Origin of the sequence: Klebsiella pneumoniae complex sp. WS1778 (genome assembly GCF_049472055.1) — a bacterium.
Taxonomy (GTDB): Bacteria; Pseudomonadota; Gammaproteobacteria; order Enterobacterales; family Enterobacteriaceae; genus Klebsiella; species Klebsiella quasipneumoniae.
On sequence record NZ_JBKGTJ010000006.1, the window covers coordinates 150,283 to 165,603 of the forward strand.

Consider the following 15,321-nt stretch of genomic DNA (forward strand, 5'->3'; position numbering starts at 1 on the left):
GGATAACGGACAGAATGCAAAAAAGAACCCGGGGAGGGCGATTGCCGCCGCTACCCGGGTTTTTTTATGGCTTATTTTACCTGCGGATTGACGCAGTTTTTTTCGACCTTGCCGTTCAGGGCGTCGATCAGGTTATCCACCGCGCAGGCCGCCATGTTGTAGCGCGTCTCATGGGTGGCGGAGCCGATATGCGGCAGCGCGACGACGTTCGGCAGGCTCAGCAGCGGCGAATCTTTAGCCAGCGGCTCGTGCTCGAAGACATCAAGGCCGGCAGCGTGAATGTCACCCGCCTGCAGGGCGGCGATCAGCGCCTGCTCGTCGACCACCGGGCCGCGCCCGGCGTTAATAAAGATGGCGGAAGATTTCATTTTGGCGAACTGCGCCTGGCCGAACAGATGATGGGTCTCTTCGCTCAGGGGCAGGATCAGGCAGACAAAATCGGCTTCCTGCAGCAGGGTATCAAGATCGCAATAGCGTGCGTTGAAACGTTCCTCCGCCTGCGGATGCTGGCGGCGCGCGTTATACAGGATCGGCATGCCGAACCCGAAGTGGGCGCGCTGCGCCAGCGCCATGCCGATGCGGCCCATGCCGACGATACCTAAGGTTTTATGGTGTACGTCGGTACCGAACCAGTCTGGCCCAATGCTCTTCGTCCATTCGCCCGCTTTAACGCGCTCCGCCACTTCCACCACCCGGCGGGCGGTGCTCAGCACCAGCGCCATGATCGTGTCGGCGACGGTCTCGGTCAGCACGGTCGGGGTATGCATCAGCAGCACCCGGCGGGCGTTCAGCGCCTCGACGTCGAAGTTGTCATAACCAACGGACACGGTGGAGGTCGCACGCAGCTTCGGCATCTTCTCCAGCAGCGCGGCGTCAACCTTTTCGCTGGAGCCCAGCAGGCCTTCAGCCTGGGCAAAGGCCTCAGCGTGCTGCGAAACGGTCTCCGGCCGCAGGTTTTTCACCTGAGTGACGGAAAAGTGCTCCTCCAGACGCTGTAGCAGGTCGTCGGGAAGCGTTTTATAGAGAATGACAGACGGCTTCATGCGAATCTCCGTAGTGTGAGTCGTTCAGGCGTGATGAGCGCCAAGTGGAAGGTTTTGATTATTAGCAGGCTTAACAATCAAAGTCAGCCATACTGAGGCGAAAAGCGCCACCCCCATAAAAATATAGGAAGCTGCTGGGCTGCCGGTGGCACCGTTCAGGTAGCCGACAAACCACGAGCCGCAGAAGGATCCCAGGGCGCCCATGCTGTTGATCAGCGCCATGGCGCCACCGGCGACGTTGCGTGGCAGCATTTCCGGAATAATGGCGAAGAAGGGGCCGTAAGGCGCATACATTGCCGCACCAGCCACTACCAGCAAGGTGTAAGAGACCCAGAAGTGGTTGGCGCCGACCGCCCAGGAGCCGATGAAGGCCAGTCCGCCAATCAGCAGCAGCGGCCAGACGAACAGCTTACGGTTCTGCATTTTATCGGAAGCCCAGGAGACCACGATCATGGCGATAGTCGCCGCCAGGTATGGGACCGAGGAGAGCCAGCCCACTTCCACCATCCCCATATTTTCGCCGCCGCTGCGGATAATCGACGGCAGCCACAGTACAAAGCCGTACACGCCGATGCTCCAGGCAAAGTACTGGGCGCAGAGCAGGATCACGTTGCGGGAGCGGAAGGCCTCGCCATAGTTACGCACCGCTTTGATGCCCTGCTGCTCACGATCCAATTGTTCCTGCAGCGCGGCTTTTTCACTCTCCGCCAGCCAGGATACCTGCGACGGTTTATCTTTCACCAGCACCCACCAGCAGAAGGCCCAGATCACCGCCGGCACCCCTTCGATGATAAACATTTCCCGCCAGCCGAAGGCCTGAATCAGGTAGCCGGAGACCACCGACATCCACAGGACCGTCACCGGGTTGCCGAGGATCAGGAAAGTATTGGCCCGCGAGCGCTCGGATTTGGTGAACCAGTTGCTGATATAGATCAGCATCGCCGGCATCACCGCCGCTTCGACGACGCCGAGAATAAAGCGAATGGCCGCCAGCGCCGGGATATTATGCACAATCCCGGTCAGGGAGGCGCAGCCGCCCCACAGGATCAGGCAGATAAAGATCAGTTTGCGAACGCTGCGGCGCTCTGCATAAATAGCGCCGGGGATCTGAAAGAAGAAGTAGCCAAGGAAGAACAGCGCCCCCAGCAGGGAAGAGATCCCTTTGGTGATGCCCAGGTCTTCGGTAATGCCTGCCGCGGAGGCGAAGCTGAAGTTGGCGCGGTCGAGGTACGCCAGGCTATACGTGATAAACACGATAGGCATGATGTACCACCAGCGTTTCGTTGCATTTGTTGAGCTATTCATAGGCTTGCCTCTGTCAATGAGGTGACATACGTCCGTCGAAACGGGCGCTGCTGTGCCGCGCTGCAGGTAGGGTACAGGGCGGCTGTTATTGTTGCGTATAAATGTTATTCGCCCAGCGCGTCGCGGGTGGGCAGCCCCTCGCTGTCGCCCTGGACCTGAATCGCCAGCGAACCGATTTTATTGCCGCGGTTCACCGCCTGACGCAGGGTTTTGCCTTCCAGCAGGGCGCTAATCACCCCGACGGCAAAGCCGTCGCCGGCGCCGACGGTATCGACGACGTTTTCGACTTTAATGGCATCAACCGTTCCCTGTTCGCCGTTGGCGCTCTTGAACCAGGCGCCGTCGCAGCCAGTTTTAATGACCACCGCCTTGACGCCGCGCGAGAGATAGAAATCGGCGATCCCCTCCGGAGTCTGCTGGCCGGTGAGGATGACGCCCTCTTTTAAGCCTGGCAAAACCCAGTCAGCCTGGAAGGCGAGACGGTTGAGTTTCTCCACCATCTCGGCTTCGCTTTTCCACAGCACCGGACGCAGATTGGGATCGAAAGAGAGGGTTTTGCCCTCGGCTTTCATGACCTTCGCCGCATGCTCCAGCAGCGCATATGAGCTTTCAGAGAGCGCGGCGGCCACGCCGCTCAGGTGCAAATGACGGGCGCTGGTGAAGTAGTCGGCGCGAAAATCGTCAGGCGACAGATGGCTGGCGGCAGAACCTTTGCGGAAATACTCCACAATGGGATCGGTTCCATTTTCGACTTTCGATTTCATCTGGAAACCGGTAGCGAAGCGGTTGTCAATGGCGACAGCATGGCTATCGATCCCCTCTTTCGCCAGCGATTGCAGTACGAAGCGGCCAAAGCTATCGTTACCGACGCGGCTGACCCAGCCGACCTTCAGACCCAGGCGCGCCAGACCGGTGGCGACGTTCAGCTCGGCGCCGGCGACACGTTTCATAAAATGCTCCACCTCAGCCAGATCGCCGGTTTCGGTGGCGACAAACATGGCCATAGCTTCGCCGATGGTGATGACATCTAAATTTTCCACGGCTTATTCCTCGCGTAACAGGTTGACGTAGCGGCGGGTCACGGCCGTCAGGTCATGGCCAGTCAGCGGAAACTCGATTCCACGCGGCGCGTCGGCGGGAAGATTATCGAGCAGGGCCAGCCAGCGGTCGGCGGCCTGATCCGGCGGCACAGCGCGGAATTTCTCCTGATGTGGCTCCGCCGCTTTCACATGAATATAGCTGACCGCCGGCGCAAGATGGCGGGCTGCCTCTTCCGGCGAATCGCCGACCCACAGCCAGTTGCCCATATCAAACGTTAAGGTGATCGGCAGCTGATGGACCCGGCAGGCGGCTTTGAAGCGCTGCATCGGCGCCAGCTGGCCGCAGTCGGTCTGGTCATTCTCCACCACCAGCGCCATGCCGCTGTCGCTGAGGATATGGCGCAGCTCGTCGAGCTGCTGGTTGTGGCGGAAATGGCCAAGGGAGAGCTTCAGCCACAGGGCGTTAAGGGTCTGCGCTTCCGCGAGCAGCGTCGGGAGATGCGGGTTAAGCTCGCCGTTGTCGGCGAACAGCGCCTGGGGCGCGGAGTAGCAAGCCAGCAGGCCGTGGCGCTCGATGGCGGCTGCCAGCGCCGGCAGGGCGTTGAGCTCTTCGGTTCTGAACAGCTCGCGGCGGATTTCGACGCCGTCCGCGCCGGCGTCGGCGATAAACGGCAGGACGGCGGCCTGGCCGCCTAAGGATTTAACATGGTCATTACCATAGGCAGCGGTAACGACAATAATTTTTCTGGCCATCGCGCTCTTACTCCCGGCGTTTGTTGCTTAATCTCCTTATTACGCTAGATGGTATCGGTTCCATAAGAAAGGGCGAGATGTTTAATTTATGATCGGCATCACGAAGGATCGTTAACGGGAGGTTGATCCGCGGACGATAAGCTCGCCGGAAAAGACCCGCTCGCAGATGGGGTCGTTAGTGCCGGCAATGCGCCGAATCACCTGTTCCACCGCCGCGTAGCCGATCTGCCACGTCGGTTGTTTGAGGGTGGTGATGCCGACGCCGGCCAGCTCCGCCCACTCCAGTTCGTCGAAGCCCAGCAGGCCGATATCGCTGCCCCAGATCAGGCCGACGCGCTTCAGGGCGCGGGCCACCTGCAGCGTCAGCGCGCCGTTGGCGGAGATCACCGCTTTGCGCATCCCGCGGTGGCGCGCGTGGAACTGGCGCAGGACGTTGTCCATCATCGCGCCGTCGTTGAGCTGCACTTCGGCGTTTTCGGCCACCACGCCGTGGTGGCGGGCGAGCGTGGCGCGAAAGGCGCTCAGGCGCTCGCGGCGGGTATTGACCGAGCCCAGCGGTTCGCTGAGAAACAGGATGGCCTCAAAGCCTTTCTCCACCAGGTGTTCGGTGGCGGTGGTGGCGGCCTGAGCGTTATCAAGCCCGACCACATCGCAGGCGAAATCGGGGATTTTACGGTCAATCAGCACCATCGGCAGGGCCGACTGCTGCAGGCGGTTCAGGCCATCCTCCCGCATGCCGACCGCGTTGACGACGATGCCTTCCACCTGATAGCTGCGCAGCAGGTCGAGATAGTGCAGCTCCTGGTCAAGCTCGTTATTGGTGTTACACACCAGCAGGGTAAAGCCCTTTTCCCGGCAGGCCGCTTCAATGCCGCTCATGACATTGACCGAATAGGGGTTGGTGATATCGGCGATGATCAGGCCGATGAGGCGGGTGCGGCCGTGCTTGAGGCCGCGGGCCATCAGGCTGGGGCGGTAGTCGAGTTCGGCAATGGCTTTTTCAATACGTGATAACAGATCGTCGGAAAGCAGGTGCTTCTCGCCGTTAAGATACCGTGAAATGCTGGTTTTGCCGGTCTTTGCGGCTTTCGCCACATCGCTAATGGTTGCACGCGCCGCTTTCGCCATGATGGCTTCCTTTGCTGAAAATCTGCCAACACCTTAGCGCGAAAAATAGCGATATCAAGCATTTTGCCCGGCAGAGGCGCGGCCGGGCAACATGAGGATGCGCTTATTGCAGCGGGCTGAGGGTGATTTCCACGCGACGGTTCTGCGCCTTACCTTCCGCCGTGCTGTTGCTGGCGATCGGGTTCGCCGGCCCCATGCCGGTGGTGCGAATGCGGTTGGCCGCCACGCCCTGGGTGATCAGTGCGCTGGCGACGCTGTCAGCACGCTGCTGCGACAGACGCATATTCAGATCCTTACTGCCGGTGCTGTCGGTGTAGCCGACGACGTTAACGGCGGTTTTCTCATACTCTTTCAGCACCATGGCCACGCCGGTCAGGGTGTTGGCGCCGGCCGGTTTCAGGTTGGCGCTGTTGCTGTCGAAAGTGACGTTATTCGGCATGTTCAGCACGATATTGTCACCATTTCGCGTCACGCTGACCCCGGTTCCCTGCATTTTGTCGCGCAGCTTCGCTTCCTGCACGTCCATGTAGTAGCCTATGCCGCCGCCCAGCGCCGCGCCTGCAGCTGCGCCAATCAGCGCGCCTTTGCCGCGGTCATGTTTGGAAGAGGAGAGCGCGCCGACGCCAGCGCCCACTAAGGAGCCAATACCTGCGCCAATACCGGATTTACCTGCTTCACGCTCACCGGTATAGGGGTTGGTGGTGCAGCCAGAAATCGCCAGGGTGCCGCTGACCAGCGCCGCAATCATAAGTACGCGTTTTTTCATTTAATGTCCTTAATCCTTTTTATTCTTTGTCACAGCGAACGTGACGGTTGATTATGACGCGCGAATACGTAGAAAATTCCCCAAACACCATCTCATTTTGTAAATAACATTGAACGGCGCCGATCGCACCGTCACCACACCTGCTTTCGCTGACCAGGAGCTGCCCTTGCCAACCTCATCTGCAACCAAAACCATTTTAACCGCCGCCCATTGGGGACCGATGCTGGTGGAAACGGACGGGGAAAACGTCCTCTCCTCCCGCGGCGCGCTGGCGACACCGTTTGCCAACTCGCTGCAAACGGCGGTGCGCGACCAGGTGCACAGTAAAACCCGCGTGCGCTACCCGATGGTGCGCAAAGGTTTCCTTGCCTCTCCGGACAAGCCCCAGGGGGTCCGCGGTCAGGATGAATTTGTGCGGGTGAGCTGGGAGCAGGCGCTGGATCTGATCGATGCCCAGCATCGTCGGATCCGCGAAAGCTACGGACCGGCCTCTATTTTTGCCGGCTCCTACGGCTGGCGTTCTAACGGCGTCTTGCATAAGGCGGCCACCCTGCTGCAGCGCTATATGAGCCTGGCGGGCGGCTACACCGGCCATCTCGGGGATTACTCCACCGGCGCGGCGCAGGCGATCATGCCTTACGTCGTGGGCGGCAATGAGGTGTATCAGCAGCAGACCAGCTGGCCGCTGGTGCTGGAATACAGCGAGGTAGTGGTGCTGTGGAGCGCCAACCCGCTGAATACGCTGAAAATTGCCTGGAACGCCTCCGACGAGCAGGGTATCCCGTGGTTCGACCGGCTGCGCCAGAGCGGAAAACGCCTGATCTGCATCGATCCGATGCGATCGGAAACTGTCGATTTCTTTGGCGATTCGATGGAGTGGATCGCGCCGCATATGGGTACCGACGTCGCGCTGATGCTGGGTATCGCCCATACGCTGGTGGAGAATGGCTGGCAGGACGACGAGTTTCTTGCCCGCTGCGCCAGCGGCTACGAGATTTTTGCCCGCTATCTGACCGGCGAAAGCGACGGCGTGGCGAAAACCGCCGACTGGGCGGCGGCTATCTGCGGCGTCGCAGCGGATAAGATCCGCGAACTGGCGAAACTTTTCCACGAAAACACCACTATGCTGATGTCTGGCTGGGGCATGCAGCGCCAGCAGTATGGCGAGCAGAAACACTGGATGCTGGTCACCCTGGCTGCGATGCTGGGGCAGATTGGCACCCCGGGGGGCGGGTTTGGTCTTTCCTACCATTTCGCCAACGGCGGCAATCCGACCCGCCGCGCGGCGGTGCTGGGCTCGATGCAGGGGAGCGTGGCCGGAGGCGTGGACGCCGTGGAGAAGATCCCGGTCGCGCGGATTGTCGAGGCGCTGGAGAACCCGGGGGCGGAGTATCAGCACAACGGCATGGCGCGGCGCTTCCCCGATATTCGCTTTATCTGGTGGGCCGGCGGCGCCAACTTTACCCATCATCAGGATACCAACCGCCTGATTCAGGCCTGGCAGAAACCAGAGCTTATCGTCATCTCCGAATGCTTCTGGACCGCCGCCGCGCGTCATGCCGATATCGTCCTGCCGGCGACCACCTCGTTTGAGCGCAACGATCTGACGATGACCGGGGACTACAGCAATCAGCATCTGGTGCCGATGAAGCAGGTGGTCGCCCCGCAGGGTGAAGCGCGCGATGATTTCGCGGTCTTTGCCGACCTCAGCGAACGCTGGGAGGCGGGCGGCCGCGAGCGCTTTACCGAAGGGAAGAGCGATCTGCAGTGGCTGGAGACCTTCTATCAGATGGCCGCCCGGCGCGGCGCCCAGCAGCAGGTGACGCTGCCGCCGTTTGCCGAATTCTGGCAGGCTAACCAGCTGATTGAGATGCCGGAGGAGCCGGAGAATGCCCGTTTCATCCGCTTTGCCGCCTTCCGCGACGATCCCCAGGCCAACCCGCTGAAAACGGCGAGCGGTAAAATTGAGATCCACTCGCCGACCATCGCCGCCTTTGGCTACACCGACTGCCCGCCGCACCCAATGTGGCTGGAGCCCGACGAGTGGCATGGCAACGCCGAGGCGGGGCAGCTGCAGCTGCTGTCGGCCCATCCGGCCCACCGGCTGCACAGTCAACTGAACTACTCCGCGCTGCGCGAACGCTATGCCGTTGCCGGACGCGAACCGTTGACTATTCATCCGCAGGATGCCCGGGCGCGGGGGATTGCCGATGGCGATCTGGTGCGGGTGTGGAACGCCCGCGGTCAGGTGCTGGCCGGCGCGGTGGTGACGGAGGGGATCCGCCCGGGGGTGATATGCCTGCATGAAGGAGCGTGGCCCGACCTGGATCCGGTGGCAGGCATCTGCAAAAACGGGGCGGTGAACGTCTTAACTAAAGATATCCCAACATCCCGCCTGGGCAACGGCTGCGCCGGTAACACCGCCCTGGCGTGGCTGGAGAAATATACCGGCCCGGCGCTGCCGCTTACGGCATTTGATCCGCCGGCCAACGCATAATCCAGGTGGGGTGCTGAGTATCGTCCTGCCATGCGCAATCTTCAATGCGGAAGCCTTGCGCATGGTAGAAACTGACCGCTGATTCGTTTTTCTGATAAACCTCAAGGCTAAGCCAGGCGTAGTGCTGCTTGACTTCATCCAGCAGCGCCCGGCCAATGCCCTGGCGAATAGCGTCCGGCGCGACGAACAGCGCGCCGACGAAACGGGACTCCAGCACGCTGACAAAGCCTTTTAGCTCCCCGTCGCGCTCCCAGACCCAGGTGCTGGCGGCGGGAAGATAGACATCCCGTACCACCGCGACGCTGTCGCGCCAGTAGCTTTCGCTGATAAAGGGATGGGCATGAATCGTACTTTCCAGCCACAGGTCCAGCAGCGGCAGGTTATCTTTAGCGTCCCACTTGCGGATCATCCTGACCTCCAGGGTGACAGAAGCAGCCGGTGACATGGTCGTTGACCAGCCCGCAGGCCTGCATAAAAGAGTAACAGATTGTCGAACCGACAAACTTAAAACCGCGTTTTTTCAACGCTTTAGACAGAGCATCTGAGGCCGGCGTCGTGGTCGGGATCTCCGCCAGCGTCGCCGCGCGGGTGACCTGGGGCGCATTGTCGACGAAGGACCAGACAAAATCAGTGAACGACTCGCCATTTTCCTCCATCGCCAGATACGCCCGGGCGTTGCCGATGATGGCCTGGATTTTTCCCCGATGGCGGATAATCCCGGCATCCTGCAGCAGCCGCTCGACATCTTCATCCCCCATCGCCGCCACCCGCACCGGATCGAACTGGTGAAAAGCCTGGCGATAGTTTTGCCGTTTTTTTAACACCGTGATCCATGATAACCCGGCCTGCTGACCCTCAAGGCAGATCATTTCAAACAGCCGCTGGGATGCTTTTTGCGCGACACCCCATTCGGTATCGTGATACTCGATATATAACGGATCCTGACTCACCCATCCGCAACGCTGCATAGCTATTTCTCCCTCTGCGCTAAAAAAGTGGACGCCCCGGCTTGACGACTGAAAGATAAAGATAATAGTTAATACAGGGAAATCGTATCCCCAAAAAAACACAGCAATAATGCCGATTCGGCTCTTTTCTGGAGTCGCATTAATGATAATAAAGAAATGCAATGGCCTCCGGGGGTTCTTGTTCCCGGTGTGCGTATCCGTCTGGGTGTCGTGTGTCTCTGGAGCGAATGCCTGGCAACAGGAATATATCGCTATCGATACAAAAAGTAATACGTCGGAACGCTATACATGGGATAGCGATCACCAACCACGCTATGAAGATATCCTCGCCGAGCGGATGAAGTCGTCTGAAACGCCGGGCGGACTGGCGTTAAACCAGGGGCTGGCGCCGCCGGACAGCAGCCGTGGGATGAGCGTCGGCTGGAATTATCTGCTGGCAAACGGCATGACCTCCGGGCCGGTGGCCAGCCTGCGCAGCGACTACACCGCGCCGGCGACGAAAAGCGTGGGCGAGACGGGATATGTCAACACGCTCGGCTGGCGTATGGATTATCAGTCGCTGTGGGGCGTGCACCCTTGGGCGCAGGTGAGCTATAACCAGTCGCTCGCCAGCGATGCCTGGTCGCCGACCACCCGCGCCAGAGAGGGCGGCTGGAGTGATGTCACCCTGGGCGCCGATATGCCGCTGGGATCGCATGTGGCGGCATGGGCCACGCTGTCACAGGCGGACAACGTCCCATCGGGGGAAAATACGCTCTATCTGATGGGGGTCAGCGCCAACTTTTGACCCGCGATTGTTACGCATTTGAAACGATGTGGTTATTGTTAAATCTCAGTAATGGCGCATTTCTGTGAGATAGCGCACACTAACTTTTTCCCTGAAATTCGCGGAATGAATGTCATGCAATGTCATTCATTCCGCCATTAATGCATTTCATTCCCTGCTGATGGCAGTTCATGCCTTTTTCCCCCACTGGATGAGGGGCCTTCGCTATTGTGGCGGCAGTTAATTTATCAGGACAACTGCTATGAACGCTGCAAACCGTCAATCGACCCGCTGGCTTACGCTTATCGGCACCATCATCACCCAATTCGCTCTCGGTTCGGTTTATACCTGGAGCCTGTTTAACAGTTCACTATCTGACAAACTGGGCGAACCGGTCAGCCAGGTCGCCTTCTCCTTTGGCCTGCTGAGCCTCGGGCTGGCGCTCTCTTCGTCGGTCGCCGGCAAGCTGCAGGAGCGTTTTGGCGTGAAGCGCGTCACCATGGCCTCCGGGATCCTGCTTGGTCTGGGCTTCTTTCTGACCGCCCACTCCAGCAGCCTGATGATGCTATGGCTGAGCGCTGGCGTGCTGGTGGGGCTGGCGGACGGGGCCGGTTATCTGCTGACCCTGTCGAACTGCGTCAAGTGGTTCCCGGAACGCAAAGGGCTGATCTCCGCCTTCTCCATCGGTTCCTATGGCCTCGGCAGCCTGGGGTTCAAATTCATTGATACTCATCTGCTGGCCACCGTTGGTCTGGAAAAAACCTTCGTTATCTGGGGCGCTATCGTGCTGGTGATGATCGTCTTTGGCGCGACCTTGATGAAAGATGCGCCAAATCATACGGCGACCACCACGGCCAACGGCGTCGTGGAAAACGACTTCACTCTCGCCGAATCGATGCGTAAACCGCAGTACTGGATGCTGGCGGTGATGTTCCTGACGGCCTGCATGAGCGGTCTGTATGTGATTGGCGTGGCGAAAGATATCGCGCAGGGAATGGTCCACCTGGATGTCGCCACGGCGGCCAATGCGGTAACGGTTATCTCAATCGCTAACCTTAGCGGTCGCCTGGTGTTAGGTATCCTGTCCGATAAAATTTCCCGCATTCGCGTGATCACCATCGGTCAGGTGGTGTCGCTGGTGGGGATGGCCGCGCTGCTGTTCGCCCCGCTGAATGCCATGACCTTTTTCGCCGCCATCGCCTGCGTTGCTTTTAACTTCGGCGGAACCATCACCGTCTTCCCATCGCTGGTCAGTGAATTCTTCGGTCTGAACAACCTGGCGAAAAACTATGGTGTGATTTATCTGGGTTTTGGTATCGGCAGCATCTGCGGTTCCCTCATCGCTTCGCTGTTCGGGGGCTTCTACGTCACCTTCTGCGTGATCTTCGCCCTGCTGATTATTTCGCTGGCGCTTTCCACCACCATTCGTCAGCCGAAAGGCAGTGTCTATAGCGAGGCGCACGCCTGAAACCTGCAGCGTGAAACGTGCCCCTGATTAATACCCTAAGCAAATAGTGCCAATCCAGCCAAATATTTTGTAAATGTTTGGCTGGATCACATTCCCTCCTGATACTTTTCCCGTTCCCTGTGGTCTACTTATCGCGCTTTGTAGAGGTTTCTGATAACCAACCCTAACGCACCCTATTAGCCTACTGACTCATGCCACAGCGTCAGGCGGTGTTTTATTCTTCTTTTTCCAGGTTTGCTTGCATGAAATATATTAGAACGATGACGCAGCAGAAGCTTAGTTTTTGGCTGGCGCTGTACATCGGCTGGTTTATGAACGTCGCCGTTTTTTTTCGGCGTTTCGATGGTTATGCTCAAGAGTTCACTGTCTGGAAAGGGCTTTCCGGTGTCGTTGAGCTGGTGGCCACGGTCTTTGTCACCTTCTTCCTGTTACGTCTTCTGTCGCTGTTCGGTCGCCGTATCTGGCGCATTCTGGCGACGCTGATTGTTCTGTTTTCCGCCGCCGCCAGTTACTACATGACGTTCCTTAACGTGGTGATTGGCTACGGGATTATCGCCTCGGTGATGACCACCGATATCGACCTGTCGAAAGAGGTCATCGGCTGGCATCTGATCCTCTGGCTGGCGGCAGTGAGCGCGCCGCCACTGCTGTTTATCTGGAGCAACCGCTGCCGCCATACGCTGCTGCGCCAACTGCGTACCCCGGGCCAGCGGGTTAAAAACGTGCTGATCGTGGTGTTGGCCGGCCTCATCGTCTGGGGACCTATCCGCCTGCTTGAGCTGCGCCAACACGATGTCGAGCGCCATTCGGAAGTGGATATGCCGAGCTACGGCGGGGTGATCGCCAACTCCTACCTGCCGTCGAACTGGCTGTCGGCGCTGGGGCTGTACGCCTGGGCGCAGGTGGATGAATCCTCAGATAACAAATCGCTGATTAACCCGGCGAAGAAATTTACCTACGTCGCCCCGGAAGGGCTCGATGACACCTACGTGGTGTTTATCATTGGCGAAACCACCCGCTGGGATCATATGGGCATCCTTGGCTATAGCCGTAACACCACGCCAGAGCTGGCGAAAGAGAAGAATCTGGTCGCTTTCCGCGGCTACTCGTGCGATACCGCCACCAAGCTGTCGTTACGCTGCATGTTTGTGCGTCAGGGCGGGGCAGAGGATAACCCGCAGCGGACCCTCAAAGAGCAGAACGTCTTTGCGGTGCTTCATCAGCTGGGCTTCAGCGGCAATCTGTACGCCATGCAGAGTGAGATGTGGTTCTACAGCAACACGATGGCCAACAATATCGCCTATCGCGAGCAGATTGGCGCCGAGCCGCGCAACCGCGGCAAGAGCGTTGACGATATGCTGCTGGTGGATGAGATGAAGCGCGGTATGGAGCAGGGCAACGCCTCTGGTAAGCACCTGATCATCCTCCACACGAAAGGCTCGCACTTTAACTACACCCAACGCTATCCGCGCAGCTTCGCCCAGTGGAAGCCGGAGTGCGTCGGTGTTGATAACAAGTGCTCGAAAGCGGAGCTGATCAACTCCTACGACAACAGCGTGACCTATGTCGATCACTTTATCGTCAGCGTCCTCGACCAGCTGCGGGATAAGAAAGCGATTGTGTTCTATGCCGCCGACCACGGCGAGTCGATTAACGAGCGTGAACATCTGCACGGTACGCCGCGCAAGATGGCGCCGCCGGAACAGTTCCGTGTGCCGATGATGGTCTGGATGTCGGATAAATACCTGGAGAATCCGGATCATGCCGCTGCGTTTGCCCATCTGCAGCAGCAGGCCGCGATGAAGGTGCCGCGCCGTCACGTCGAACTGTACGACACCATTATGGGCTGCCTTGGCTATACCTCGCCGGATGGCGGGATCAACGAGAACAATAACTGGTGTCGGCGGAAAAAGTAAGACAGCGGATTTTTCAGATTCTCGGGTCTGTTTTCCTTTCCTGAGCCCAGGATAAGCTAATCCCTCGCCGGCGTCCGCCGGGCGAGGGATTTTTTTTGCACAGCGGATGTGTCTGGCAGGTTGCCTCTTCTTCTTTGAATACCCTCCAGTGTTCCCGCTCCTCCTGTGCAGCCACTTTTCACGGAGAGAAAGGATGAAGGTAATAAAGGGGTTGGCCCTGCTGTGCCTGCTGATGCTAACGGGCTGTCAGTCCGAAGAGGAAACCCGCCAGTTCCTGCTCGCCTGTAAATACGATGCGCCGGCGACGATCGAAGCCATGCTGAATAACGGCATCGATGTGGATGGTCAGGATAAAACCGGCTTAAGCGGCCTGATGGTCGCTGCCGCGGAAAATCGTCGCGAGGTGGTAGCGCTCCTGCTTAAGCGTCAGGCGCAGCCGAATCTCCAGACGCGCCAGGGCGTCACGGCGCTGATGCTGGCGGCGGCGCGAGGCAGCGATGCGGCGATTATCGGCGATCTTCTCCAGGCGGGCGCGTCGGTGAATCAGACCACCGTCGACAAGAGCACAGCATTGATGTCCGCCATTGCCGACGGCGGGGACGTCAGAAGCGACTACCAGCATATTCTGGCGATGAAAAAGCCCGATGCGCCTGTGGAGGAGCAGAGTGCGCTGGACAAGATTGTCGGCGCAACGGCGGCGAAATCGCTGGCGACGGGCAGCCGCGCGCTGATGACGGAAGACATGGCGTTACAACTGGCCCCCGGCGCGTTTAAGAAGAACGTTGACGAGATCGTGGCGTTGCTGATCGGGCATGGGGCGGACGTGAAGGCCGTCAATGCTTCAGGGGAATCGGTCTTTTTCCTCGCTGTCGATCACGCGCGATCGGCGGAAACCATCACGACCCTGGCCAACGCCGGGGCGGATACCAGCCTGGCGGATAAATCCGGCACCACGCCGCTGATGCTGGCGGCGGCGGGGGACGATCCCAATCTGGTGCTGGCGTTGTCAGCCTCCGGCGTGGAGGTGGATAAGCCGAACCGGGAAGGGCTCACGGCGCTGCAGGTGGCGGCGGGTCAGGGGTCGCCTGCGGTGATCGCGGCGCTGGTGCAGCGCGGCGCAAAGGTGGACCAGCTCTCCGCCAACGACCTCAGCCCGCTGATGCTGGCGGTCAAAATGAATAATAAAGCCAATGTCGAGGCACTCCTCGAGGCCGGCGCCAGCGTCAATCTCAGCAATAAGGCAGGGTATACGGCGATTGGCTACAGCCGGGCCGGCGAGGTTCGCCAGCTGCTGCTGGCGCAGCATGCCGAGCTGAAAGGGCAGGCCGCGCATATGGCGCAAAGCGAACTGCAATTCTGCGCCAATGCCTTTGCCGACAAGCTGGCGTACAGCGACATCGCCCGCGCGGTAAACAACGATACCCGCCCGGACATTATGCGTCATCAGCATACCTGCCCGGGGTTGGGGGAACTGACGATGCTGCTGGGAGAGTTTACATTCAAACCGGCGGGCCCAACTTATCTCGGTGAGCCGGTGACCTGTAAGGTAGCCGAGCATCGCAAAGCGTTTGAGGTCAGCTGCCGCTAAAAAAGCGGACCAACCGGCGATTCGCTGCGCAGGGTGCTGAGTTTCTCGCCGGTTGAACGATTTTTTGAAAATAAGGCATTGAC

Annotated in this window: 13 protein-coding genes; 5 read left to right on the plus strand and 8 right to left on the minus strand. The window is 59.2% G+C overall.

The features are described 5' to 3' along the window. Nucleotides 1–71 precede the first annotated feature (71 nt). The 6 genes from ghrB to ACLEXF_RS22225 form a co-directional block, all read right to left on the minus strand. Complete coding sequence (gene ghrB, locus ACLEXF_RS22200; protein WP_017900020.1) at nt 72–1,043, minus strand: glyoxylate/hydroxypyruvate reductase GhrB; 972 nt, start codon at nt 1,041–1,043, stop codon at nt 72–74. A 24-nt stretch (nt 1,044–1,067) separates the two neighbouring features. Then, on the minus strand, nt 1,068–2,348 hold the full coding sequence (locus ACLEXF_RS22205; RefSeq protein ID WP_004205006.1) for an MFS transporter: 1,281 nt from the start codon (nt 2,346–2,348) through the stop codon (nt 1,068–1,070). Nucleotides 2,349–2,452: 104 nt separating this feature from the next. After that, complete coding sequence (locus tag ACLEXF_RS22210; RefSeq protein WP_032456719.1) at nt 2,453–3,388, minus strand: sugar kinase; 936 nt, start codon at nt 3,386–3,388, stop codon at nt 2,453–2,455. Nucleotides 3,389–3,391: 3 nt separating this feature from the next. Further along, nucleotides 3,392–4,141 carry a sugar phosphate isomerase/epimerase family protein gene (locus ACLEXF_RS22215; RefSeq protein WP_407259561.1) on the minus strand — a complete coding sequence of 250 codons (750 nt, stop codon included), beginning with the start codon at nt 4,139–4,141 and terminating at the stop codon, nt 3,392–3,394. Nucleotides 4,142–4,252: 111 nt separating this feature from the next. Next, nucleotides 4,253–5,269 carry a LacI family DNA-binding transcriptional regulator gene (locus ACLEXF_RS22220; RefSeq protein ID WP_004205002.1) on the minus strand — a complete coding sequence of 339 codons (1,017 nt, stop codon included), beginning with the start codon at nt 5,267–5,269 and terminating at the stop codon, nt 4,253–4,255. Nucleotides 5,270–5,372: 103 nt separating this feature from the next. Further along, nucleotides 5,373–6,035 carry an OmpA family lipoprotein gene (locus tag ACLEXF_RS22225; RefSeq protein WP_002921917.1) on the minus strand — a complete coding sequence of 221 codons (663 nt, stop codon included), beginning with the start codon at nt 6,033–6,035 and terminating at the stop codon, nt 5,373–5,375. Nucleotides 6,036–6,201: 166 nt separating this feature from the next. Between ACLEXF_RS22225 and ACLEXF_RS22230 the strand changes: the two genes are divergently transcribed. Next, nucleotides 6,202–8,532, plus strand: a complete 2,331-nt coding sequence (locus ACLEXF_RS22230; protein WP_048326017.1) for a molybdopterin guanine dinucleotide-containing S/N-oxide reductase — start codon at nt 6,202–6,204, stop codon at nt 8,530–8,532. Here ACLEXF_RS22230 and ACLEXF_RS22235 read toward each other — a convergent pair. Together ACLEXF_RS22235 and tag are read right to left on the minus strand one after the other, a co-directional pair. Beyond that, a complete protein-coding gene (locus ACLEXF_RS22235) occupies nt 8,501–8,941 on the minus strand; it encodes an N-acetyltransferase (protein ID WP_004205000.1) in 441 nt (146 codons plus the stop codon). The two genes, ACLEXF_RS22230 and ACLEXF_RS22235, sit on opposite strands and share 32 nt — an antisense overlap. Next, the gene (tag, locus tag ACLEXF_RS22240; RefSeq protein WP_004204998.1) at nt 8,919–9,500 is read right to left on the minus strand and encodes a DNA-3-methyladenine glycosylase I; all 582 of its coding nucleotides are present in this window, start codon (nt 9,498–9,500) and stop codon (nt 8,919–8,921) included. The genes ACLEXF_RS22235 and tag overlap by 23 nt, the downstream gene beginning before the upstream one ends. A 205-nt stretch (nt 9,501–9,705) precedes the next feature. Here tag and ACLEXF_RS22245 point away from each other — a divergent pair, with 205 nt between their 5' ends. From ACLEXF_RS22245 to ACLEXF_RS22260, 4 genes are all read left to right on the plus strand, one after another. Further along, nucleotides 9,706–10,287 (plus strand): autotransporter outer membrane beta-barrel domain-containing protein, encoded by a 582-nt coding sequence (locus tag ACLEXF_RS22245; protein WP_072140522.1) that lies wholly within the window; start codon nt 9,706–9,708, stop codon nt 10,285–10,287. A 241-nt stretch (nt 10,288–10,528) separates the two neighbouring features. Next, the gene (locus tag ACLEXF_RS22250) at nt 10,529–11,734 is read left to right on the plus strand and encodes an L-lactate MFS transporter (protein WP_004204995.1); all 1,206 of its coding nucleotides are present in this window, start codon (nt 10,529–10,531) and stop codon (nt 11,732–11,734) included. 242 nt (nt 11,735–11,976) lie between these two features. After that, on the plus strand, nt 11,977–13,650 hold the full coding sequence (gene eptB / locus ACLEXF_RS22255) for a kdo(2)-lipid A phosphoethanolamine 7''-transferase (protein ID WP_211777083.1): 1,674 nt from the start codon (nt 11,977–11,979) through the stop codon (nt 13,648–13,650). A gap of 193 nt (nt 13,651–13,843) precedes the next feature. Continuing rightward, on the plus strand, nt 13,844–15,238 hold the full coding sequence (locus tag ACLEXF_RS22260; protein ID WP_154041470.1) for an ankyrin repeat domain-containing protein: 1,395 nt from the start codon (nt 13,844–13,846) through the stop codon (nt 15,236–15,238). Nucleotides 15,239–15,321 lie beyond the last annotated feature (83 nt).

Excerpts from the sequence above, each read along its gene's own strand:
- eptB (WP_211777083.1), top strand. The coding sequence starts at position 11,977 with ATGAAATATATTAGAACGATGACGCAGCAGAAGCTTAGTTTTTGGCTG.
- ACLEXF_RS22235 (WP_004205000.1), bottom strand. The coding sequence starts at position 8,941 with ATGATCCGCAAGTGGGACGCTAAAGATAACCTGCCGCTGCTGGACCTG.
- ACLEXF_RS22205 (WP_004205006.1), bottom strand. The coding sequence starts at position 2,348 with ATGAATAGCTCAACAAATGCAACGAAACGCTGGTGGTACATCATGCCT.
- tag (WP_004204998.1), bottom strand. The coding sequence starts at position 9,500 with ATGCAGCGTTGCGGATGGGTGAGTCAGGATCCGTTATATATCGAGTAT.
- ACLEXF_RS22250 (WP_004204995.1), top strand. The coding sequence starts at position 10,529 with ATGAACGCTGCAAACCGTCAATCGACCCGCTGGCTTACGCTTATCGGC.
- ACLEXF_RS22260 (WP_154041470.1), top strand. The coding sequence starts at position 13,844 with ATGAAGGTAATAAAGGGGTTGGCCCTGCTGTGCCTGCTGATGCTAACG.
- ACLEXF_RS22220 (WP_004205002.1), bottom strand. The coding sequence starts at position 5,269 with ATGGCGAAAGCGGCGCGTGCAACCATTAGCGATGTGGCGAAAGCCGCA.
- ACLEXF_RS22215 (WP_407259561.1), bottom strand. The coding sequence starts at position 4,141 with ATGGCCAGAAAAATTATTGTCGTTACCGCTGCCTATGGTAATGACCAT.
- ghrB (WP_017900020.1), bottom strand. The coding sequence starts at position 1,043 with ATGAAGCCGTCTGTCATTCTCTATAAAACGCTTCCCGACGACCTGCTA.
- ACLEXF_RS22225 (WP_002921917.1), bottom strand. The coding sequence starts at position 6,035 with ATGAAAAAACGCGTACTTATGATTGCGGCGCTGGTCAGCGGCACCCTG.